A 21,928-nucleotide genomic window follows, 5' to 3' on the forward strand; every position below is an offset into this window, starting at 1 on the left:
ACCCGATGGCGGAGTTCATCGACGACTCGATGTTCGGCACCTATTTCGAGTCGTTCGAGCGCACCTCATGGCGGCTGGAGACCCGACGCGGGTACGCCTCCGACCGCAAGAGCCCGAACTGGGCCCGCTGGCAGGCCGGTGAGGAGGTCGGCCATGACACGCCCCGCCCGTGGGGGGTGAACGTTCAGCGGCAGACGGCCGCCGGTAAGCGGTTCGAGCGGATTCGTCTTGTCGACGACCCGCCGACCGAGGGTCAGCGGTTCCTCCTCGCACGCGTCACCAACAACGAGGCGGCGGGCGAGGACATCCGTTATCTGTGGCGGGCGGAGGCCGGGAAACTCCGGCTGCCCGCCGTCGACTTCTGGCTGTTCGACGACCGGTACGCCCTGGTTCTCCACTTCGACGAGGCGGACGAGTACCTCGGCGCCGAACTCGTCGAAGGCCCCGCGCGCATCGCGGAGTTCCGCCGTGTTCGGGAAACCGCCTGGCCGCACGCGATCCGGCGCTCCGGCTTCGCGGCGCAGGTAGCTTCGAGGGTGTGAGTACCGACTTCCAACAGGCCCGGGAAGCCCTCGGTGCGCGGCTGCGTGAGCTGCGCACCGAGGCAGGGCTCAACGGGAAGGACTTCGCCGCCCGTATCGGCTGGCAGCGCTCCAAGGTGTCCCGGCTGGAGAACGGCAAGCAGACCGCCTCGGCAGCCGACGCCGAGGCGTGGGCACAGGCGGCCGGGGCCCCGGAGGCCGCCGGTGAGCTGAAGGGCCGCGTGCGCGGTCTGGAGACCTCGCAGCGGAGTTGGAGGCGCCAACTGTCGGCCGGCCACCGCGCGATGCAGGAAGGCCACGGTGTCCAGGAGGCCCAGGCCGAGGTCATCCACCTCTTCGAGTCCGGGATCATCCCCGGCATCTTCCAGACCCCCGAGTACGCCCGTGGAGTCCTGACCGACGTCGCCCAACGCCTCGGCACCCCACGGGACGTCGAGGAGGGCGTACGGGCCCGTATGCGACGCCAAGAGGCCCTGTACCGGCCCGGTCACCACTTTCACGCCCTCATCTGGGAGGGCGCCCTGTTCGTTCTGCGCTGTGCCCCGGCGGCCATGTCCGCGCAACTCGACCGGCTCAGCTCGGTGATCGGCCTCGACACGGTGACGCTGGGCATCATCCCGTTCGGTGTCCGTACGCCGTTCTCGCCCAAACACGGGTTCTGGATCATCGACGAGCGGCTCGTCGTCGCCGACACCTGGAACGCGGAGCTGTGGCTCGACACCTCCGAGGATGTCGGGCTCTACCGGAAGACGTGGGAACTGCTGAAGGGGGCGGCGGTCTTCGACCACCAGGCACACCGCCTGATCATGCGGGCACGGGCCTCCCTCGACCTGGCGTGAGCAACTCTCCCCAACGTCGGTGGCCATGTGCGCAATCGCGCGCAATCCGCCCACCGGCGTGCAATCGTGTCCCCTAGCGTCCCGGCATGACCGCATGGACATCCGCCCTGAGCATCCAGCACATCCCCTGGTCGCCCGCCGAGACGGCCGCCTACCGTGCCCTCGTCGATCATCTGGGCGGCACCGAGACCACGCCGCCGTGCCCCGGCTGCAACAAGGCCGCGCCCGACTGTGAGACCGGTACGCGGCTGCGCCGAGCGCTGCGCGACGCCACCCGTGCCCGCTGCGACCAGGGCCGGCCGGCGGCAGAGCGCTGACCGGCCCCGGCCCGGCCGCCCCGGCGGGCGCAGGATGCGGGGCCTGCGGAGCGGGCGGACTGCCTTTAAGGTGGCTGACGTGTCGTACACAGGCCCGGAGACCGAACCGCCCCGACGTTCCCCGCTGCGCCGCCCGTTGACCGTGGCGCTGGCCGCGCTGGTGCCCGGCGCGCTGCTCGGCTGGGGGGTCTACGCCGCGGTCGGCGACGAGGGCACCCGGGCGGACTCCGCGCAGGCGTCCCCGGCGGCGAGCGGCGAACACGCCCCGGCCGGCTCCGCCTCCCCGGACGCCTCCCCCTCCCCCTCCCCCTCCGGCACCCCGGACGCGAGCACGGCCCCCTCCGCGCACGCGTCCCCGTCGGCCTCCGCGCCCGCCGCGACCGGCCCGCTCAAAGGGAAGGTCGTCGTGATCGACCCCGGACACAACCCGGGCAACTCCCGCCACACCGCCGAGATCAACCGCACCGTGGACATCGGCACCCACCGCAAGGAGTGCGACACCACCGGCACCTCCACCAACGACGGTTACGCGGAGGCCGCGTTCACCCTGGACGTGGCGCACCGGCTGCGGGCACTGCTGGAGGAACAGGGCGTCACGGTGCGGCTGACCCACGACGGGGACCGGCCGTTCGGCCCGTGCGTGGACGAGCGGGCCCGGATCGGCAACGAGGCGCACGCGGACGCGGCCCTGTCCATCCACGCCGACGGCTCCGGCTCCGGCAACCGCGGCTTCCACGTGATCCTGCCGGGCTCGGTGCGCGAGGGCGCCGCCGACACCCGCGCCATCGTCGCCCCCTCCGCCGAACTCGGCGAGCGGATCGCGGGCAACTTCGTGCGGGTCACCGGCAGCGCGCCCGCCAACTACCTCGGCGGCGGCACCGGTCTCGTCACGCGGACGGACCTGGGCGGTCTCAATCTGTCAACGGTTCCCAAGGTGTTCATCGAATGCGGCAACATGCGTGACGCCACGGACGCTTCCCTCCTGACCAGCGGTTCCTGGCGGCAGAAGGCCGCGGAGGGGATGTCTGAGGGAATCGTGAGTTTCCTGCGCGGGTCGTGATCGGCGCCCCCGTCCCTGCGGACAGCTCCAGCACCCGGACGATAGTGTCGTCCGTACGATGAGGGGCCACCCCCGCGCTTCACACCGGGGCCCGAGGGCGACAGGGTGACAGCGACGCCTCTACCGACGAGACGACCTACGAAGGACCTGAAGTGAATATCCGCTCCCTCACTCGAGGCGACGGCGTGGTGATCGGAGCAGCGGTGTTGCTGTTCATCGCCTCGTTCCTCAACACGTACGAAGGCAGCAGCAGCGGCATCCCCAACGCCTGGGACGACCTCGGTCTGGTGATGAGCCTGTACGTCGGCGGCATCATCGGCGCGGTCCTGATCGTCCTCGCCCGTGCCCTTCCGCAGCCGCGCAAGGTGGCCGGCCTGGAACTGGGGCAGTTCGGGGTCGCGCTCTCCGTCTTCGCCGCGTGGACCGCGTTCTGGACGATCGTCGACCCGGCGGGCCCGTTCGACCGGCTCGGTTCGGTCGGGGTCGGCGCCGGACTGGTCCTCGGTCTGATCGGCGCCCTGGCGCTGGCCGGCGGCGCGATCGCCACGCCGCTGGTGCCCGCGCTGGGCGCCGCCCTCCTGCCGGCCCCGAGCCCCGCCGCGCCGCAGCCCTACGGGGCGCAGCCGCAGGGCACCTACGGCTACCCGGGGGCGCCGCAGCCGCAGTTCGGCGGCCAGCAGCCGGGTCAGCCCTTCGGGGGCCCGCCGTCCCAGGGCGGCCAGCCGGCGCCCGCGCAGCCGGCCGGTGACTTCTCCCCGTTCTGGTTCGCCGTGCCGGTGCCGCGTCCGCTGTTCGGGGAGGACGGTGCGCCGACCCCGATCGCCGAACTGGCGCCGGGCACCTGGTACCTGGCGGTGGAGCAGCGGGGGGCGAACCTGGTCGCGCAGACCCAGGACGGCCGCCGCGGCGTGCTCCAGGACACCTCGGGCATCCAGCGCGGCTGACGCGCTCGGCTGCCGCCAACGGCCCCTCGCCCTCCGGGACTTCCGGGCGGGGGGCCGTCCTCGTGCCCGGACGGGGTGGCGGGCCGCGGACTGGCCGCCGTGGTCCACCTGTTCGCGGGCCACGCGGTCACCGGCCGGCTCCGCCCGCCGAGGACCCGGGCGACGGCGGCCGGTCCCGTACGGGCCGGTACGGGAGTACGGGAGTACGGGCAAGTGCGGGCCGGTACGGCCCGACGCGACACCGGTACGGCCCCACCCGGCGCCGTCCCGTCAGACGCAGCAGTCCGGGTCGAGGCCGCGCGGCAGCAGGTCGCCGGCGAAGACCCGGCAGGTCGCCTCGTGTCCGCCGAGCGCGGAGACCGCGAGGAGCAGGGAGCCGGCGGTCCAGGTGGTCAGCTCCCGCGGCCAGACGGCGTCGTCCTCGTAGACGTAACCGGTCCAGTACAGGCCGCTCGCGGAATCCCGCAGGTGCTGGATGGACTGGAGGATCTCCAACGCGCGGTCGGATTCGCCCACCGCCCACAGGGCGAGGGCGAGTTCGGCCGACTCGCCGCCGGTGACCCACGGGTTGGGGACCACGCAGCGCACGCCGAGGCCGGGGACGACGAAGCGGTCCCAGCCCTCCTCGATCCGGCTGCGGGCCTCGGTGCCGCCGAGGGCGCCGCCCAGCACCGGGTAGTACCAGTCCATGGAGTAGCGGCCCTTGTCGAGGAACCGCTCGGGGTGCCGCCGGATGGCGTGCCGCAGCGCGCCCGCCGCCAGTTCCCAGTCGGGCTGGGGCTCTTCGCGCTGTTCGGCGATGGCGAGGGCGCAGCGCAGCGCGTGGTGGATGGAGGAACTGCCGGTCAGCAGCGCGTCGGTGGTGTCGGTGCCGTCCTCGTCGCGGCGCCAGCCGATCTGTCCGCCGGGCCGCTGGAGGCGCAGCACGAACTTGACGGCGGCGACGACGACCGGCCACATCCGGTCGAGGAAGGTGTCGTCGCCGGTGGAGAGGTAGTGGTGCCAGGTGCCGACGGCCACGTAGGCGACGAAGTTGGTCTCCCGGCCGCGGTCGGTGACGTCGTCGAAGGCGCCGTCGGCGTAGGCGGCGTACCAGGAGCCGTCCGGGTTCTGGTGGCGGGCGAGCCACAGGTAGGCGCGTTCGGCGGCCTCGCGTTCGCCGGCCGCGTCCAGGGCCATGGCGGCCTCGACGTGGTCCCAGGGGTCGAGGTGGTGGCCGCGGAACCAGGGGATGGCGCCGTCCGGGCGCTGGACGGCGAGGATGCCGCGGACGGTGGCGGCGGCCTCGTCGGCGGTCAGGACGCCGGGCAGGACGAGGTGTTCGGCGCGGGGGATGCGGGGGGTGGTCACGGGGCGCCCACCCGGGGCAGGTGCGGCTTGGTCGCGTAGGCCACGAAACTCTTGCCCAGCAGGGGGTTCAGGGCCTGTTCGGCGACCCGGGTGGCGAGCGGTTTCTTCATGATGTCCCAGACCAGCAGCTTGTGGTACGCCCGCACGGGCAGGGCCCGGTCGTTGTCGACGCCGAAGGCGCACTTGAGCCACCAGTACGGGGAGTGCAGGGCGTGCGCGTGGTGGGTGCCGTAGGGGCGCAGGCCGGCCTCGCGGATCTTGCGGAGGAGTTCGTCGGCGCGGTAGATCCGGATGTGGCCGCCCTCGACCTCGTGGTAGGCGTCGGAGAGGGCCCAGCAGACCTTCTCGGGGCCGTAGCGGGGGACGGTGACGGCGATGCGCCCGCCGGGGCGGAGCACGCGGACCATCTCGGCGAGGACGCCCTTGTCGTCGGGGATGTGCTCCATCACCTCGGAGATGATGACGACGTCGAAGGACTCGTCGGGGAAGGGCAGCGCGAGCGCGTCGCCCTCGATGGCGGTGGCGGTGGCTCCGGGTGGGGCCTCGCCGGCCTCCTCCATCGCGGCGAACCAGGTGGCGACTTCGCGGATCTCCTCGGTGTCGCGGTCCAGGGCGACGACGTGCGCGCCGCGCCGGTAGCACTCGAAGGCGTGCCGGCCGGCGCCGCAGCCGAGGTCCAGGACGCGGTCGCCCGGGGCGAGCGGGAACCGGGTGAAGTCGACGGTCAGCACGTGGCCCTGCTTTCGGGATAGACGCCGGTGTCACGGGGGGAGGTCGGGGCGGCGGCCCGGGGCGCGGCGCGGCCGGGGGCGGCGGGCGCGGCGGCGACGGCCTCCCGGTAGCGGGCGGCGGTTCCCTCGGCGGCGCGGGCCCAGGTGAAGTGGCGCAGGACGCGGTCGCGTCCGGCGGCGCCGAGCCGGGCCCGCAGCTCCGGGTCGCCGAGGAGCCGGCCGAGTCCGGCGGCGAGGGCGCCCGCGTCGCCGGGCGGCACCGCGAGGCAGGTCTCCCCGTCGCGTCCGGCGACCTCGGGCACCGCGCCGCCGGTGGTGGCCAGCAGGGGCGTGCCGGTGGCCATGGCCTCGGCGGCGGGCAGCGAGAACCCCTCGTACAGGGAGGGCACGCAGGCGACCTCCGCGGAGCGGACCAGGTCGACGAGTTCGGCGTCGGAGATGCCCTTGACGAACTCCACGGCGCCGTCGAGTCCGTACCGTTCGAGTGCCTGGGCGACGGGGCCCTCGGCGGGCCGCCTGCCGACCACGACGAGGTGGGCGTCGGGCTGTTCGGTGCGGACCTTGGCCAGCGCCTCGACGAGGAAGACCAGCCCCTTGAGCGGTACGTCGGCGCTGGAGGTGGTCACGATCCGGCCCGGTACGCGGGGCACGGAGGGGTCGGGCGAGAAGAGGGCGGTGTCGGCGCCGATGGGGACGACGTGGACGCGGTCGCCGCGGACGCCGAGGTCGTCGACGATCTCCTGGCGGGAGGTGCCGGAGACGGTGAGCACGCGGGGCAGCCGGCGCGCGACCCGCTTCTGCATGCGGGTGAAGCCGTACCAGCGGCGTACGGACAGGCGCCGCTGCCAGGTCCCGGCGGCGTCCAGTTCGAGGCGGCGGTCGACGGTGATGGGGTGGTGGATGGTGGTGACCAGGGGGGCGCCGAGGTCGCCGAGGAGTCCGTAGCCGAGGGTCTGGTTGTCGTGGACGACGTCGAAGTCGCCGCGGCGGGCCAGCAGATGGCGGCGGGCGCGCAGCGAGAAGGTGAGCGGCTCGGGGAAGCCGCCGGTCCACATGGTGGCGACCTCCAGCGCGTCGACCCAGTCGCGGTACTCCTCGCGGCGCGGGGTGCGGAAGGGGTCGGGCTGGCGGTAGAGGTCGAGGCTGGGCAGCTCGGTCAGGCGCGGTCCGCCGGGGGCGTCCTGGGCGTCGAGCACGGGGTAGGGCTGGGCGCCGATGACCTCGACGCGGTGGCCGAGGCGGGTCAGTTCGCGGGAGAGGTGGCGTACGTAGACGCCCTGGCCGCCGCAGAACGGGTTCCCCTTGTAGGTGAGGAGCGCGACGCGGAGCGGTCGCAAGCCGTCGGCGGCGGGCTCCGGGCCCGGTTCCGCCTGACTGGCCTCAGCGGTCACTCTTGGGCCCCCTTCTGCCTGCGCCGTCCCGCGAGACTACGCCGGGCCGCTAATCTAGAACAAGTTTCACACTTGATCGTCCGGAGGCTCCGAATCTACCGGCAGGTAGGGACGCTGTGACCGGTGGATCAGGTGATTCGCGCCACGGCGGGAGGCCGCGGCGCGGCGGGCGTCGGGGAGAAGGTGGCCAAGGTGGACAAGCCGGGAGCCGGTTCCGGGCGCCGTCCCGTTTCCCCGTCCCTCACCGCGCGTCAGGAAGCGCGCCGCCGCCGCATCCTGCGGGCGAGTACGCGGCTCGCGGCCCGGGGCGGCTTCGAGGCGGTGCAGATGCGGGAGGTGGCGGAGTCCTCCGAGGTGGCCCTCGGCACGCTGTACCGCTACTTCCCGTCCAAGGTGCACCTGCTCGTCGCGGTGATGCAGGACCAACTGGAGCGGCTGCACGCCACGTTGCGCAAGCAGCCGCCGGACGGCGACACGGCCGCGGAGCGGGTCGCGCAGACCCTGGTGCGGGCCTTCCGGGCGCTCCAGCGTGAACCCCGGCTGGCCGAGGCGATGGTGCGGGCGCTGACCTTCGCCGACCGCAGCGTCGCCCCGGAGGTCGAGCAGGTCTCGCGGCAGACCACGGCGATCATCCTGGAGGCCACGGGCGGGCCGGCGGACCCGGCGCCGGGGCGGCTCGCCGCGGTCCGTGTCATCGAGCACACCTGGCACGCGACGCTGGTCGCCTGGCTCTCGGGCCGCGCCTCCCTCACCCAGGTGACGGCCGACATCGAGACCGCGTGCCGCCTGATCGAACTGACCGACACGACGACGGGCACCGCCCCGGCGGGAACGCGCGGCGCTTAGGCCGCCCGGCCCGAGGCCGACACCGGCGGGGCGGGGTCCGCGCGGGGGCGGGTCCGCGCGGGGGCGGGTCCGCGCGGGGGCGCGTTGCGCGGGGTCGGGTCCGCGCAGGGGCGCGTTGCGCGGGGCCGGCGGACCGGGACGGGGACCGCCGGGACACCGGGGGCGCGGAGCGCCTGGGCCCCGGCACTCCCGCACCCGGCCTCCGGCACCGGCACCGGCACCGGCACCGGCAACCACCAGGACGCCGTAGCGCCCGGACCGGGGCCGCGGGACACGGAGCGCCCCGACTGGCCGGCCTGGCTCGGCCACCCCGTCCCGGGCCACCGGGCCACCGGGCCACCGGGCCACGGGACCACCGGGCCACGGGACCACGGGGCACCACCGGGCCACGGGACCACCAAGCCGGCACCCCCGCGCCGAGGGCCGTCGAGGCCGGCGTCGGCGCCTGGCCGCCGGGACCCCCGCCCGGCCACCGGGCCCGAGCCCGCCCCCGGCCGGCCCCGGCCCGCTCCCGCCCCGCCCCCGGCCCGCTTCGGTCCGCCCCCGCCGGCCCCTGGGGCCCGGTTCGCCCGGACGGGTAAGGTGGCCCCCGTCGTCATCACACCCGTACGGGGGGAAGCCGGTGCAATTCCGGCGCTGACCCGCAACCGTGAGCCGCCCGCCGAGGACCCGCGCGGACGGTGAGCCGGACTGCCCCGCACGGTCGTGACCGGCTCACGTGCCCGGCGCCCGCCGGTGCACGGGCACCGTCGAGGCATACGGGGCCGAGCCGCCGGGGGTGTCCCCTGCTGCCCGCCCCGCGCAGGGAAAGGCACCCGCCGATCATGAACGTCCGCCGCCGCAGCGCCGCGGCCCTGGCCGCGATAGCCGTGCTCGGCGCCGCCGCCGCGCCCGCTCTCGCCGCCGACCCCACCCCGGCCCCGACCGCGCACACGCCGTCCGGGCTCTTCGGCACCTCCGACCCGCAGTACGACGGCGTCTGGCGCCAGTCCCTCGCGCTGCTCGCGCAGCGGACCGTCGGCGTCACCCCCGCGCCGAAGGCCGTGGACTGGCTCACCGGACAGCAGTGCGCCGACGGCTCCTTCGCGGCGTTCCGCGCCGAGCCGGGGAAGGACTGCGACGCCAAGACCATGGTCGACACCAACAGCACGGGCGCCGCCGTGCAGGCCCTCGCCGCGCTCGGCGGACAGGGCGAGGCCGCCGGGAAGGCCGTCGGCTGGCTCAAGTCCGTGCAGAACGAGGACGGCGGCTGGGGCTACACCCCCGGCGGCCCCAGCGACGCCAACTCCACCTCCGTCGTCATCGGCGCCCTGGCCGCCGCCGGCGAGCAGCCCGGGAACGTCAAGAAGGGCGAGAAGGGCGGCAAGTCCCCGTACGACGCGCTGCTCTCCTTCGCCCTGCCCTGCGACGACCCCAAGGGCGCGGGCGCCTTCGCCTACCAGCCGGAGAAGGACGGTTCGCTGGCCGCCAACGCGGACGCCACCGCCGCCGCCGTCCTCGGCGCGCTCGGCAAGGGCTTCGCCGCCGAGGCCGGCAAGGGCGCGGAGGGCGGCTGCGCCGACAAGCCGACCCCGGAGCAGGCCGCCGCCGCGGGCGCCGCCCACCTCGCCGGCGCCGTCGCGGAGAAGGGCCACCTGACCTCGGCCATGCCCGGCGCCGAGGACCAGCCCGACCACGGCAACACCGCCGACACCGTCGTCGCGCTCGCCGCGCAGGGCGGGGCCGAGCGGGCCGCGAAGCCGCTGGCCTGGCTGGAGAAGAACGGCGGCGCGTGGGCCGAGCAGGCCGGGCCCGCCGCCTGGGCCCAGCTCGTCTTCGCCGCGCACGCCACCGGCACCGACCCCCGCGCCTTCGGCGGCACCGACCTGGTGGCCGGCCTCAACGCGACCGGCCCGGCCCCGCAGGAGGCCGCGGCGAGCACCGCCCCCGGCAAGGAGGCCGGCCAGAAGGACGAGAAGAACGACGAGAAGAACGACGACTCCTCCGGCTTCGGCCTGTGGTGGTACGTCGGTGTCTTCCTCGTCGCGGGCGCCGGCATCGGCTTCCTGCTGAGCGGACGCGCCCGGAAGCGGAACACGTGACCCGCCGTGCCCTCCCGCTGGTCCTGGCCGCGCTCCTGCTGATCGGGAGCGCCGGCCAGGCCCAGGCCGCCGGTTACCGCTACTGGTCCTTCTGGGACCGCGACGGCGACCGCTGGGTCTACGCCACCCAGGGCCCCTCCACCGCCCGCCCCGCCGACGGGGACGTGCAGGGGTTCCGGTTCGCGGTCAGCGAGGACTCCGCGGACGCCGTCCAGCCGCGCGGCACCGCGGAGTTCGCGGAGATCTGCGCGAAGACCCCTGCCCGGGACGGCGCCAAGCGGGTGGCGCTGGTCCTGGACTTCGGCACGGAGGCCGACGCCCCCGGCGGCGAGAGGCCGCCCGCCGGGCGCACCGCCTGCGCCGCCGTCGGCCCCGACGCCACCACCGCGGAGGCCCTGGCCGCCGTCGCCGGCCCGCTGCGCTACGACACCAGCGCCCTGCTCTGCGCCATCGCGGGCTACCCGCGCACGGGCTGCGGCGAGCAGGTGAGCGGGCGCGGCGAGCCGTCGGCGGCACCCGCGGAGAAGGAGGCCGAGGGGGCGAAGGCGGCAGAGGAGCCGGGGGACAGCGGCTCCGGCCCCTCCGTCGGCCTGGTCGGCGGCATCGCGGCGGTCGCCGTCCTCGGCGGGGCCGCCGTCTGGCAGGCGAGGCGGCGCGGGAATGCGGCCGGCTGATCCCCCGGGCACCCGCGCCGGGTCCGCGCACCCGGACCCCGGCACCGGAACCGGGCGCCCCGGCCGGGGACCCGGGTCCACGCACCCGCACCCGCGCTCCTCGGCCACCCGCCCCGGCCCCGGCGCCAGGACCGCGCACCCCCACCCCGGCTCCGGGTCCGGAGCCGCGCTCCCCCGCCCCGGCTCCGGAGCCGTGCACCCCGGCGCCTGGTGGCTGTGGGCGCTCGCCCTGGGCACCGCCGCCACCCGCACCACCAACCCCCTGCTGCTCGGCCTGCTCGTGGCGGTCTCCGCGTACGTGGTGACCGCCCGCCGGCCGCACGCCCCCTGGGCCCGCTCGTACGGCGCCTTCGTCAAACTCGCCCTGGCCGTCCTGGTGATCCGGCTGCTGTTCACCACCGTCCTCGGCTCGCCGATCCCCGGCACCCACGTCCTCGTCACCCTGCCCGAGGTGCCGCTGCCCGACTGGGCGCAGGGCATCCGCCTCGGCGGCCGGGTCACCGCCGAGGGCCTGGTCTTCGCGCTGTACGACGCGCTGCGGCTGGCCGCGCTGCTGATCTGCGTCGGCGCGGCCAACGCGCTCGCCAACCCCTCCCGCCTCCTGAAGTCCCTGCCCGGCGCCCTGTACGAGACCGGGGTGGCCGTGGTCGTGGCCCTGACCTTCGCCCCGAACCTCATCGCCGACGTGCAGCGGCTGCGGGCCGCCCGGCGGCTGCGCGGACGGCCCGACCGGGGCGTACGGGGGCTGCTCCAGGTCGGACTGCCGGTGCTGGAGGGCGCGTTGGAGCGCTCGGTGGCGCTGGCCGCCGCGATGGACGCCCGCGGCTACGGCCGTACCGCCCGCGTCCCGGCCGCCGTGCGCCGCACCACCGCCGCGCTCACCCTGGGCGGGCTGCTCGGCGTCTGCGCCGGGACGTACGGGCTGCTGACCGCCGAGGGCGGCACGTACGGCGTGCCGGTGCTGCTCGCCGGGGTGGCCGCCGCGCTCGCCGGGCTGAGGCTGGGCGGCCGGCGGTCGCCGCGCACCCGGTACCGCCCGGACCGCTGGGGCCCGCGCGCCTGGCTGGTCGCCGCCTCCGGGGCGGTGGTCGCGGCCGTGCTGGCCGTCGCCGCCGTCCGGGACCCGGCGGCCCTGTACCCGGGGGTGGTGCCGCTGACCGCCCCCGCCCTGCCGCTGTGGCCGGCGGCGGCGGTCCTGCTCGGACTCCTCCCGGCCTTCGTCACCCCCGCACCCGAGCGGCCGTCCGCCGCCCAGCCCGCCGAGGAGCCCTCGTGATCCGCTTCGAGAACGTCTCGGTGACCTACGACCGGGCAGCCGAACCGGCCGTCGCCGGCGTGGACTTCGAGGTGCCGGAGGGCGAACTCGCGCTGCTGGCCGGTCCGTCGGGGGTCGGCAAGTCGACGGTGCTCGGCGCGGTCGGCGGCCTGGTGCCGCACTTCACCGGCGGCACCCTGCGCGGCAGGGTCACCGTGGCCGGCCGCGACACCCGTACGCACAAGCCGCGCGATCTGGCCGACGTTGTCGGCTCGGTCGGCCAGGACCCGCTGGCCCACTTCGTCACGGACACCGTCGAGGAGGAACTCGCCTACGGGATGGAGTCCCTCGGCCTGCCGCCGGAGGTGATGCGCCGCCGGGTGGAGGAGACCCTCGACCTGCTGGGCCTGGCCGGGCTGCGCGGCCGTCCCCTCGCCACGCTCTCCGGCGGGCAGCGGCAGCGGGTCGCCATCGGCTCGGTCCTCACCCCGCACCCCCGGGTGCTGGTCCTTGACGAGCCGACCTCGGCACTGGACCCGGCCGCCGCGGAGGAGGTCCTCGCCGTCCTCCAGCGCCTCGTGCACGATCTGGGCACCACGGTCCTGATGGCCGAGCACCGCCTGGAGCGGGTGGTCCAGTACGCCGACCGGGTCGTGCTGCTGCCCGCGCCGGGCGCGGCGCCGGTGCTGGGCGCCCCGGCGGAGGTGATGGCGCTCTCCCCGGTCTGTCCGCCGGTGGTGGAGCTGGGCAGGCTGGCGGGCTGGTCGCCGCTGCCGCTGACCGTCCGGGACGCCCGGCGCCGGGCCGGCCCGCTGCGCGGGCGACTGGCCGGCCTGGAGCCCCCGGCCCGCCCCGCGCCCCGGGCCGCGCTGCCCGCGCCGCCGCCGGTCGCGCCGCCCCGGCGGCGGCTGCGCGGCCGGTCCGCCGCCCCGGCCGCCGCGCCCTCCCCGTACGCCGCCGAGGTGCGCGGGCTCGCGGTGCGGCGTGGCCGGGTCCAGGCGCTGCGCCATGTGGACCTCGCCGTCTCCCCCGGCGAGACCGTCGCCCTGATGGGCCGCAACGGCGCCGGGAAGTCCACCCTGCTCTCGGCGCTGATCGGGCTGGTCGAGCCGGCCGCCGGCACGGTCCGCGCCGGTGACGCCGTACCGCACCGCACGGCCCCCCGCGACCTGCTGCGCCGGGTCGGCCTGGTCCCGCAGGAGCCGCGCGACCTGCTCTACGCGGACACGGTGGCCGCCGAGTGCGAGGCCGCCGACCGGGACGCGGAGGCCGCCCCCGGCACCTGCCGCGCCCTCCTTGGCGAGCTGCTGCCCGGCGTCGCCGACGACACGCACCCGCGCGATCTGTCCGAGGGCCAGCGGCTCACCCTCGCCCTCTCGGTGGTGCTGGCGGCCCGCCCGCCGCTGCTCCTGCTGGACGAGCCGACCCGGGGCCTGGACTACGCGGCCAAGGCCCGGCTCTCCGGCATCCTGCGCGGACTGGCCGCCGAGGGCCATGCCATCGTGCTGGCCACCCACGATGTGGAACTCGCCGCCGAACTGGCCGACCGGGTCGTGCTGCTCGCCGAGGGCGAGGTGATCGCCGACGGTCCGGCGGCGGACGTGGTGACGGCGTCCCCGTCCTTCGCGCCGCAGGTCGCCAAGGTGCTGGCCCCACAGACCTGGCTGACCGTCGCCCAGGTCCGGCAGGCGCTGGCATGAGCGGCACCCGGCCCGCGCGGGCCACCGCCGCGTCCCGGAGCGGCGCCGCCGCGACACCCCGGGACGGTGCCGCCACGACACCCCGCCACGGCGCGACCGCCGACCGGCACGGCGGGCCCGCGCCCCAGCGGCAGGCGCGGGCGGTCCGTCTCGGCCCGCGTTCCGTCGCCGCGCTGGTCCTGGTCAGCGCGGTCGGGGTGGCCGGCTTCGGCTGGCCCTTCCTCGCCCCGCCCGCCTCCGGGCTGAACGCCCACGCCCAGGACGCGCCCTGGCTCTTCGCCGGACTGCTGGTGCTGCTGGTGGCCGTGGTGGCGGCGACCATCGCGGAGTCGGGGCTCGGCCCCAAGGCGGTGGCGATGCTCGGCGTACTGGCCGCGACGGGCGCCGCGCTGCGCCCGCTCGGGGCGGGCACCGCCGGGCTGGAGCCGATGTTCTTCCTGATGGTGCTCAGCGGCCGGGTGCTCGGACCGGGGTTCGGCTTCGTGCTGGGCTCGGTGACGATGTTCGCCTCGGCGCTGCTGACCGGCGGGGTCGGCCCGTGGATGCCGTTCCAGATGCTGTCCATGGGCTGGTTCACGATGGGCGCGGGCCTGCTCCCCTTCCCCGACCGGCTGCGGGGCCGCGGGGAGCTGCTGCTGCTCGCCGGGTACGGCTTCCTGGCCGCCTTCGCCTACGGCACGATCATGAACATGTCCGGCTGGCCGTTCATGAACGAGCTGGCCTCGAACATCGCCTTCTCCCCGGACGCCTCGGTCTCCGCCAACCTCGCCCGCTTCCTCGCCTACTGCCTGGCGACCTCGCTCGGCTGGGACGCGGGCCGCGCCCTGGTGACGGTGGTGCTGACCCTCACCCTCGGCCCCCCGGTCCTCAGGGCCCTGCGCCGGGCCACCCGCCGGGCCGCCTTCGAGGCACCGGTCGCCTTCGCGGCGGCCGACGACGGGGTGAGCCGCCCCACGTGACGCCGGTCACCTACGAGGCGGGGCCGTAGGCCCGCGCGGCGGCGCGGCCCCCCGGGCACGGGTGCCGGGCGCCGTGCGTGGGGACGGGACCGGGGGCGCTCGTACGACCGCCGGTAGCACCCGGGGCCCTTGCACGGGCCCCGGCGCCCTGTTTCGCTGGACCGGTCGCCGGGCGCCGAGGCCCACCACGGCCCACGGCCCCGGGGGCACACCGCCCCCGGCCCGCCCCGGCGGCGGTTCCGTACCCCACGAAAGGCCCCCATGACCGCCTCTTCGCTCACCGGCCTCGTCCGCGTCCCGAAGAAGGCCCTCGCCGGTGCCGTCATGGCCGCCGCGGCCTGCGGCACGCTCCTGACCGCCACGCCCGCCCACGGGCCGACCCCCGCCTCCGCCGCCCTGGAGACGGTGTGGCACACGGGCGGCGACGGGAAGAGCGCGCAGGCCGTCGCCTACCAGGGCGACGTCCTCCTGCGGCAGGCGACCGGCCTGGCCTGATCCGGCCACCCGCGCCCGGCCCCTTCCCGGGGCCGTGGCCCCCGACCGAAGGCGGCGGCCCCCGAATCCCCGGGCCGCCGTCTTCGCCCCTTCCCGCCGCGTGCCCCGGTCACCCCGGGGCGCGGTCCGGCGCCGGAGGCTGCGGGTCCGTGTCCCGGCCCTCGGCGTCCCTGCCCTCCGGGTCCCTTCCCTCCGCGTCCCTGCCGGCCCCGCCCCTGCCCCCGGCGTCCCTGCCTGCCGTACCCCGGCCGCCGCGCGTACCGCCGCCGTCCGCAGCCGCCTCGGCGGCGCCCGGGGGACCGCCGCGCGGCGTGACCATCTCTTCTACGGCCTCCCCCACGGCGGACGAACCCGCCGGGGACGGACCCGCCGCCCCCGCCGCCCCCGCCGCCCCCGCCGTGACCGCCGTGACCGTGCGCCCCCTCGGCCCCTGGAACAGGTACGTCAGCCCGAAGCCGCCGCCCACCACCAGCGCGCCGCCGACCGCGTCCAGCACCCAGTGGTTGCCGGTCGCCACGATCGCCGAGGCGGTGAACAGCGGGTGGAGCAGCCCCAGCGCCTTCGCCCACGCCCTCGGCGCGATGACCGCGATCACCACCCCGCACCACAGCGACCAGCCGAAGTGCAGCGACGGCATCGCCGCGTACTGGTTGGTGAGCGCCGTCAGGGTGCCGTAGTCCGGCTTGGAGAAGTCCTGCACGCCGTGGACCGTGTCGATGATCCCGAGCGTCGGCATCAGCCGCGGCGGCGCCAGCGGGTAGAGCCAGAAGCCGGCCAGCGCGAGCAGCGTGGTGAAGCCGAGGGAGGAACGGGCCCAGCGGTAGTCGGCCGGGCGGCGCCAGTACAGCAGCCCGAGGACGGTCAGCGGCACGACGAAGTGGAACGACGTGTAGTAGAAGTCGAAGAAGTCGCGCAGCCAGCCGATCCCGACCACCGCGTGGTTGACCGCGTGCTCGATGTCCAGGCGCAGCACGCGCTCCAGGTCGAGGATCTGGTGTCCGTGCCGCTCGGCCCGCGCGCGGCCCGCCTCGTTGCTGCCGCCGGTCGCCGCCAGCCGGACGTGCGAGTACGCGGCGTACGTGACCCGGATGAGGAGCAGTTCCAGCAGCAGGTTGGGGCGGGTGAGGACCCGGCGCAGGAAGGGCAGCAGGGGGACCCCGCGCAGCCGCGCCGGGACGGGGGGCGCGTACTCCGTCGGCACCGGCCGCTCGAAGAAGGGCGAGGTGCGCGGCAGGAAGGGCACCGCGACGGCCGCGGCCACCGCCGCCAGCAGCACCAGGTTGTCGCGCAGGGGGAACAGGACCGCCATGTTCGGCAGCATCATCTTGGCGGGCAGCGACATCACCAGGACCACCGCGACCGGCCACACCAGCCGGTCGGAGGCGCGCTTGCCGACCCGGCCGACCACCGCGAGCAGCACCCACAGGAGCTGGTGCTGCCAGGTGGCCGGGGAGATCGCCACGGCCGCGCAGCCGGTGACGGCGACGGCGAGCAGGAGCTGTCCGTCACGGGCGTAGCGCACGGCGCGGCGCAGGCCGAGCACGGCCACGGCGGCGCCCGCCAGGGCGAACAGGGCGATCTCCGGCGGGCCGGAGAGGCCGAGCCGCAGCAGGGCGCCGTGCAGGGACTGGTTGGCGAGGTCGTCGGCGGCGCCGCCCAGGCCCACCCCGGCGAGGTGGTGCACCCAGTACGTGGCGGAGTCCCCGGGCATGAGCACCCAGGTCAGCGCGGTGCACCCGGCGAAGGCGGCGCCGGTGGCCCGCGCGGCCCGCCGGCGGTCGGTGAACCAGAGCAGCGGGACGAAGAGCAGGACCGTCGGCTGAAGGGCGGCGGCGACACCGATGAGGGCGCCGCCCGCCCGCTGCCCGCGCACGACGAAGCAGCCGAGCAGGACCAGCAGGACCGGGATGATGCTGGTCTGGCCGAGCCACAGCGCGTTGCGCACCGGCAGGGAGAGCATCAGCAGGCTCACCGCGACCGGCGCCGCCAGCAGCGCCGTCCGGCGCCCGACGGGCCGCGGCAGGGCGCGGGCGGCGACCAGGCCGAGGGCGACGACCAGCAGCAGCGAGCCGAAGGTCCAGCCCCAGCCGAGGGCCTGCTCGGCGGCGCGCGTGAGGGGTTTGAGGACCAGGCCGGTGAAGGGCGTGCCGGTGAACCGGGTGGACTCGTACAGCGAGCCCCCCACGTGCAGCACCCCGTGCGGGCCGACCCAGGTCTCCAGGTCCGTCAGGCGTTCCCCGCGCGGGGTGCCGAGGACGGCGGTGAGCTGCCGGACGGCGAGGAGGGCGGCGACCAGCCAGAGGCCGAGCCGTACCGCGCGCAGCCGCTCCCCGGCCGGTCCGACGGCGGTGGCCCCGAAGGTCTCCGCCGGCCGCCCGCTGTGCTCCGCATTCGCCACGCCCCGTCGGCCTCCCGCCCCGTCCCGTCCGCGTCCGTGCGGCGCGCTGGTGTCCCTGCGCACCCTATGAGACCCGCGCCGTCCCCGGAGACAGACGCGGCAACCGCGCCGCCACCTGACCGTCACCCTCCTTTCGTCCGGATGACGATCGTCCGGACGGGTCGACTCCCGCTCCCGCCTCCCGCCGCCCTCGTCCCGCCAACCTCGTCCCGCCGCCCTTCCCGCCTCCCGCCTCCCGCGCCGCCGGGGGTGTCCGTGCCGCCGGGGGGTGTCCGTGCCGCCGGGGGGTGTCCGTGCCGGTCCGGTTCCCGTGCGGGCCGGACTCCCGGAGCGAGAAGGGTCACAGGCGGGCCCGGGAAGCCGCGCTCCGTGGCGGCCGGATCTCCCTGCGTGCACGCGCTTTTGCTGCCGAGGGCGACGGAGAGCGTACCGGGCGTAACCGGCACATCGGCGTCTATGGTCGATTTCCGGCCCTGCGGCGGACGTCGCGGGCCCTCCGGCCCCGGGCTCCGCGCCCCGGGCCGTTCTTCCGGCCCCGGCCCCGTGCCGTGGGCGGCTTCCGACCCGGCGACAGCGCCGCCGTGCGGGTCGTGACGTCCCTGTCCCCTGTGAAAGGAAGGCGAGCGAACCCTTGTCGGCTGCCACCGTCGCCACCCACCCCTCCAGCGCGCCGCACGGCTCCGCCGTGCCCACCGCCACCGATCCCGCCCTCGTGCGGCGTGCCGTCAAGGCCGCGGCGCTGGGCAACGCCATGGAGTGGTTCGACTTCGGCGTCTACAGCTACATCGCGGTCACGCTGGGCAAGGTCTTCTTCCCCTCGGGCAACCCGACCGCCCAGTTGCTGTCCACGTTCGGCGCCTTCGCGGCGGCGTTCCTGGTCCGGCCGCTCGGCGGCGCGGTGTTCGGCCCGCTCGGCGACCGGGTGGGGCGGCAGAAGGTCCTCGCCTTCACGATGATCATGATGGCGGCGGGCACGTTCGCCATCGGCCTGATCCCGTCGTACGCGACGATCGGCGTGTGGGCGCCGGTGCTGCTGCTGGCCGCGCGGCTGCTCCAGGGTTTCTCGACCGGCGGCGAGTACGCGGGCGCGGCCACCTTCATCGCCGAGTACGCGCCGGACAAGCGGCGCGGCTTCCTCGGGAGCTGGCTGGAGTTCGGCACGCTCGCCGGGTACGTCGGCGGGGCGGGGCTGGTCACGCTGATGACGGCGCTGCTCTCCGACGGCGACCTGACCTCCTGGGGCTGGCGCCTGCCGTTCCTGATCGCCGGCCCGATGGGCATCATCGGCCTCTACCTGCGCACGCGGCTGGAGGAGACCCCGGCCTTCGCGGCCGAGATGGAGAAGGCGGAGTCGGCCCGGCCCCGGGTGCCGCTGCGCGAGATGGTCACCGGCCAGTGGCGGGCGCTGCTGCTCTGCGTGGGCCTGGTGCTGGTCTTCAACGTCACCGACTACATGCTGCTGTCGTACATGCCGAGCTACCTGACGAGCGAGCTGAAGTACGACACGACGCACGGGCTGCTGGTCGTCCTCGGCGTGATGGTGCTGATGATGGTGGTCCAGCCGTTCGCCGGGGCGCTGACCGACCGGGTCGGCCGGCGGCCGGTGATCGCGGCGGGCTGTGCCGGGTTCCTGCTGCTGTCGGTGCCCGCGCTGCTGCTGATCCGCCAGGGCGGTCTGCCGGCGATCGCGCTCGGCATGGGCGCGCTGGGGCTGCTGCTGGTCTGCTTCACCGCCTCGATGCCGGCCGCCCTGCCGGCGCTCTTCCCGACCCGGGTGCGCTACGGCTCGCTGTCGATCGGCTTCAACGTGTCGGTCTCCCTGTTCGGCGGGACGACCCCGCTGGTCGTGACCGCGCTGATCGGGGCGACGGGCGACGTGATGATGCCCGCGTACTACATGATGGCGGCGGCCGTGGTCGGCGGTGTGGCCGTGTGGTTCATGACCGAGTCGGCCGGGCGCCCGCTGCCGGGTTCGGCCCCGGCGGTCGAGGGGGTCGAGAGGGTCGAGCGTCAGGAGTGAGGCCCCCAGGGCCGTTGGAGGGGACACGCGGGGCGGCCGGCTGACAGGCCGCCCGGCCCGCGGCTATATTCGACAGTGATTCGTTAGAGCACCTATTTAGATGCTCTAACGAGACTGTCGAGACACCCACGAGGGGCCCCGCATGAGCGAGTCGCAGGTCTGGGACGACGTCGACGCCTACGTCCACGAGCACCTGGCGCCCGACGACGACGTCCTCACCGCCACCCTGAGGGACAGCGACGCGGCGGGACTGCCGCCGATCAGCGTCACCGCCGCCCAGGGCAAGCTGCTCCACCTGCTGGCCTCCCTCCAGGGTGCCCGGAACATCCTGGAGATCGGCACGCTCGGCGGCTACAGCACCATCTGGATGGCCCGCGCCCTGCCCGCCGACGGCCGCCTGGTCACCCTGGAGTACAGCGCGCTGCACGCCGAGGTCGCCGGCCGCAACATCGCCCGCGCCGGACTGGAGTCGCTGGTCGACGTGCGGGTGGGCCCGGCGCTGGAGTCGCTGCCGCGCCTCGCGGACGAGAACCCGCCGCCGTTCGACCTCGTCTTCATCGACGCCGACAAGGGCAACAACACGCGCTACCTGGAGTGGGCGCTGCGGCTCACCCGGGCCGGCGGCCTGATCGTCGTCGACAACGTGGTGCGGGGCGGCAAGGTGGCCGACCCCGACGACACGACCGAGGGGGTACGGGGCTCACGGGCCGCGCTCGAGATGATCGGCAGCCATCCCCGGCTGACCGGCACCGCGATCCAGACCGTCGGCGCCAAGGGCTACGACGGCTTCGCGCTGGCCCGGGTGCTCGCCTGACCGGCGCCCCCGTTCACACCTCGTGGTAGAAGCCGACGTTGACGCTGCGCGGCTCGCGCCGGTCCTGGACCACGACCTCGCCGCTGCCACCCCTGGGCAGCGCCTCGGCGCCCCCGTACGCGAGCGGGAGGACGTGCCCGTCGACGACGAGGCGGACCTCGGAGGAGGGGTCGTCCTGGGAGCCGCGCAGCCAGGTGAGCTGCCAGGTGCCGTCGGGGCCGCACCGGAACTCCAGGTGCACCCGGGAGACGAACAGCCAGTCGTCCGGCGTCGCCAGCCGGCACACGGTCCGGTCCCGGCCCACGTGGAGCACGGCCCCCGGCTCGCTCGGCGCGTCGGCCATCTGCATGCCGGCCGTCGCCCCGGCGTCGGCCGCCGCGACGGCGGCCATGGTGAGTTCGAGCACGAGCGCTCCTCCTGAAGACATCCGTCGTTGGCGTACCGCCGCCGCATGATAGATCGGCCGGACGGGTGATGTCCGGCACAATGGGCTCATGACCGAGCGAAAGCCACCTGGCGTCGACTTCGAGTCGTGGGTCGACCGGCAGATCCGGACCGCCGAGGCGCGCGGCGAGTTCGCCGGGCTCGCGGGCGCCGGCCGCCCCCTCCCCCGGGAGGCGGAGGCCCCGTACGACGAACTGTGGTGGATCAAGCGGAAGATGGCCCGCGAGGGCGTCTCCGTCCTGCCGCCCGCCCTGGCCCTGCGCAAGGAGGCCGAGGACACCCTGGCCGCCGCGCTGGACGCCCCCTCGGAATCGGCCGCCCGCCGTCTCGTCGAGGCCCTCAACACCAAGATCCGCGACATGATGTTCAAACCCCCGCCCGGCCCGCCCCTGGGCCTCAAGCCCTACGACCTCGACACCATCGCCCACCAGTGGCGCGAACACCGGGAACGGGGGTGAGCGGGGCGACGGGGGCGGTTTCTCGGGTGGGTCCGGTTTCTTCGGTGGGTCCGGCTTCTGCGGGGGGTCCCGTCGTGGCTTCGGCGGACGTGCTGTGGAGCATCGCCCCGGAGCCGTACGACTCGGCCGTCGCCGCGGCGCTCTGGCGGGCGTACTACACGGAGGTCAGCGACCGCTGGTACCTGCTGCACCGGGGCACGCCCACCGAACCCGCCGAGCTGGAACGGGAGATCGCCGCGGAGTCCGGCGCCGGCCTCGCCCCGCCCCGGGGGCGGCTGCTGGTCGCCCGATACGGCGGCACACCGGCCGGTACGGCGGGCGTCCGGCTGCTGGACGCCGCCACCGCCGAGCTGACGCGGGTCTACCTGACCCCGGCGGCACGCGGCCTGGGCGGGGCCGCGCGGCTGGTCGGGGCCGCCGAGGACGCGGCGCGGGAGCTGGGGGCCGGCCGGATGGTCCTCGACACCCGGACCGACCTCGTCGAGGCCCGCGCCCTGTACGCGCGGCTCGGCTACACCGAGACCCCGCCGCACAACGCCGCCCCGTACGCCGGGCACTGGTTCGCCAAGGAGCTGCGGGGCTGACGGGTACGGAGGTCCCGCCACGGGCC

General features: G+C 75.7%; 21 protein-coding genes and 1 riboswitch. Of the genes, 16 read left to right on the forward strand and 5 right to left on the reverse strand.

Annotated elements, in window-relative coordinates; genetic code table 11:
• Nucleotides 1-5: 5 nt before the first annotated feature.
• The 5 genes from J5Y05_RS27130 to J5Y05_RS27150 all read left to right on the forward strand — a co-directional run bounded on the left by J5Y05_RS27130 (nt 6) and on the right by J5Y05_RS27150 (nt 3,702).
• Complete coding sequence (locus tag J5Y05_RS27130) at nt 6-542, forward strand: DUF6879 family protein (RefSeq protein WP_210875724.1); 537 nt, start codon at nt 6-8, stop codon at nt 540-542.
• A complete protein-coding gene (locus J5Y05_RS27135; RefSeq protein ID WP_210875725.1) occupies nt 539-1,381 on the forward strand; it encodes a helix-turn-helix domain-containing protein in 843 nt (280 codons plus the stop codon). Before J5Y05_RS27130 ends, J5Y05_RS27135 begins: the two co-directional genes overlap by 4 nt.
• 86 nt (nt 1,382-1,467) lie before the next feature.
• Complete coding sequence (locus J5Y05_RS27140) at nt 1,468-1,698, forward strand: hypothetical protein (RefSeq protein WP_210875726.1); 231 nt, start codon at nt 1,468-1,470, stop codon at nt 1,696-1,698.
• Between the two features lie 79 nt (nt 1,699-1,777).
• Nucleotides 1,778-2,758, forward strand: a complete 981-nt coding sequence (locus J5Y05_RS27145) for an N-acetylmuramoyl-L-alanine amidase (RefSeq protein ID WP_210875727.1) — start codon at nt 1,778-1,780, stop codon at nt 2,756-2,758.
• Between the two features lie 152 nt (nt 2,759-2,910).
• Nucleotides 2,911-3,702 (forward strand): hypothetical protein, encoded by a 792-nt coding sequence (locus J5Y05_RS27150; protein ID WP_210875728.1) that lies wholly within the window; start codon nt 2,911-2,913, stop codon nt 3,700-3,702.
• A gap of 270 nt (nt 3,703-3,972) precedes the next feature.
• Here J5Y05_RS27150 and J5Y05_RS27155 read toward each other — a convergent pair whose 3' ends face one another.
• The 3 genes from J5Y05_RS27155 to J5Y05_RS27165 are packed head-to-tail and all read right to left on the reverse strand — an operon-like array spanning nt 3,973 to nt 7,174.
• Entirely contained in the window at nt 3,973-5,052 is a 1,080-nt protein-coding gene (locus tag J5Y05_RS27155) for a prenyltransferase/squalene oxidase repeat-containing protein (protein WP_210875729.1), read from the reverse strand.
• Nucleotides 5,049-5,783: a class I SAM-dependent methyltransferase gene (locus J5Y05_RS27160; protein WP_210875730.1), complete on the reverse strand. Its 735-nt coding sequence runs from the start codon at nt 5,781-5,783 to the stop codon at nt 5,049-5,051. Before J5Y05_RS27160 ends, J5Y05_RS27155 begins: the two co-directional genes overlap by 4 nt.
• A complete protein-coding gene (locus tag J5Y05_RS27165; RefSeq protein WP_210875732.1) occupies nt 5,777-7,174 on the reverse strand; it encodes a glycosyltransferase family 4 protein in 1,398 nt (465 codons plus the stop codon). The genes J5Y05_RS27160 and J5Y05_RS27165 overlap by 7 nt, the downstream gene beginning before the upstream one ends.
• Nucleotides 7,175-7,357: 183 nt before the next feature.
• Here J5Y05_RS27165 and J5Y05_RS27170 point away from each other — a divergent pair, with 183 nt between their 5' ends.
• From J5Y05_RS27170 to J5Y05_RS27200, 7 genes are all read left to right on the forward strand, one after another.
• Nucleotides 7,358-8,020, forward strand: a complete 663-nt coding sequence (locus J5Y05_RS27170; protein WP_307854117.1) for a TetR family transcriptional regulator — start codon at nt 7,358-7,360, stop codon at nt 8,018-8,020.
• 572 nt (nt 8,021-8,592) lie between these two features.
• Nucleotides 8,593-8,711: riboswitch (cobalamin riboswitch) on the forward strand.
• A 133-nt stretch (nt 8,712-8,844) separates the two neighbouring features.
• Nucleotides 8,845-10,101 (forward strand): SCO2321 family membrane protein, encoded by a 1,257-nt coding sequence (locus tag J5Y05_RS27175; RefSeq protein WP_210875736.1) that lies wholly within the window; start codon nt 8,845-8,847, stop codon nt 10,099-10,101.
• Nucleotides 10,098-10,775 (forward strand): SCO2322 family protein, encoded by a 678-nt coding sequence (locus J5Y05_RS27180; RefSeq protein ID WP_210875738.1) that lies wholly within the window; start codon nt 10,098-10,100, stop codon nt 10,773-10,775. The genes J5Y05_RS27175 and J5Y05_RS27180 overlap by 4 nt, the downstream gene beginning before the upstream one ends.
• Nucleotides 10,762-12,051, forward strand: a complete 1,290-nt coding sequence (locus J5Y05_RS27185) for an energy-coupling factor transporter transmembrane component T (protein WP_247615384.1) — start codon at nt 10,762-10,764, stop codon at nt 12,049-12,051. The genes J5Y05_RS27180 and J5Y05_RS27185 overlap by 14 nt, the downstream gene beginning before the upstream one ends.
• Nucleotides 12,048-13,730, forward strand: coding sequence for an ABC transporter ATP-binding protein (locus tag J5Y05_RS27190; protein WP_210875742.1), 1,683 nt, complete (start codon nt 12,048-12,050; stop codon nt 13,728-13,730). The genes J5Y05_RS27185 and J5Y05_RS27190 overlap by 4 nt, the downstream gene beginning before the upstream one ends.
• Nucleotides 13,727-14,689 (forward strand): ECF transporter S component, encoded by a 963-nt coding sequence (locus J5Y05_RS27195; protein ID WP_247615385.1) that lies wholly within the window; start codon nt 13,727-13,729, stop codon nt 14,687-14,689. The genes J5Y05_RS27190 and J5Y05_RS27195 overlap by 4 nt, the downstream gene beginning before the upstream one ends.
• 261 nt (nt 14,690-14,950) lie before the next feature.
• On the forward strand, nt 14,951-15,184 hold the full coding sequence (locus J5Y05_RS27200) for a hypothetical protein (RefSeq protein WP_210875744.1): 234 nt from the start codon (nt 14,951-14,953) through the stop codon (nt 15,182-15,184).
• A 109-nt stretch (nt 15,185-15,293) separates the two neighbouring features.
• Here J5Y05_RS27200 and J5Y05_RS27205 read toward each other — a convergent pair whose 3' ends face one another.
• Nucleotides 15,294-17,582, reverse strand: a complete 2,289-nt coding sequence (locus J5Y05_RS27205) for a bifunctional glycosyltransferase 87/phosphatase PAP2 family protein (protein ID WP_210875745.1) — start codon at nt 17,580-17,582, stop codon at nt 15,294-15,296.
• 631 nt (nt 17,583-18,213) lie between these two features.
• Between J5Y05_RS27205 and proP the strand changes: the two genes are divergently transcribed.
• Complete coding sequence (proP, locus tag J5Y05_RS27210) at nt 18,214-19,602, forward strand: glycine betaine/L-proline transporter ProP (protein ID WP_247615386.1); 1,389 nt, start codon at nt 18,214-18,216, stop codon at nt 19,600-19,602.
• Between the two features lie 142 nt (nt 19,603-19,744).
• Complete coding sequence (locus tag J5Y05_RS27215) at nt 19,745-20,416, forward strand: O-methyltransferase (RefSeq protein WP_210875747.1); 672 nt, start codon at nt 19,745-19,747, stop codon at nt 20,414-20,416.
• 13 nt (nt 20,417-20,429) lie between these two features.
• Here the strand turns inward: J5Y05_RS27215 and J5Y05_RS27220 are convergent, their stop codons facing one another.
• Complete coding sequence (locus J5Y05_RS27220) at nt 20,430-20,822, reverse strand: hypothetical protein (protein WP_210875749.1); 393 nt, start codon at nt 20,820-20,822, stop codon at nt 20,430-20,432.
• 88 nt (nt 20,823-20,910) lie between these two features.
• On the opposite strand from J5Y05_RS27220, the gene J5Y05_RS27225 reads away from it, so the two are divergent.
• Both J5Y05_RS27225 and J5Y05_RS27230 read left to right on the forward strand, forming a co-directional pair.
• Nucleotides 20,911-21,318 (forward strand): DnaJ family domain-containing protein, encoded by a 408-nt coding sequence (locus J5Y05_RS27225; RefSeq protein WP_210875751.1) that lies wholly within the window; start codon nt 20,911-20,913, stop codon nt 21,316-21,318.
• Nucleotides 21,319-21,407: 89 nt separating this feature from the next.
• Nucleotides 21,408-21,902 (forward strand): GNAT family N-acetyltransferase, encoded by a 495-nt coding sequence (locus tag J5Y05_RS27230; RefSeq protein ID WP_210875940.1) that lies wholly within the window; start codon nt 21,408-21,410, stop codon nt 21,900-21,902.
• Nucleotides 21,903-21,928 lie beyond the last annotated feature (26 nt).

The sequence above is a fragment of the Streptomyces tagetis genome, from assembly GCF_018069565.1.
Classification (GTDB): domain Bacteria; phylum Actinomycetota; class Actinomycetes; order Streptomycetales; family Streptomycetaceae; genus Streptomyces; species Streptomyces tagetis.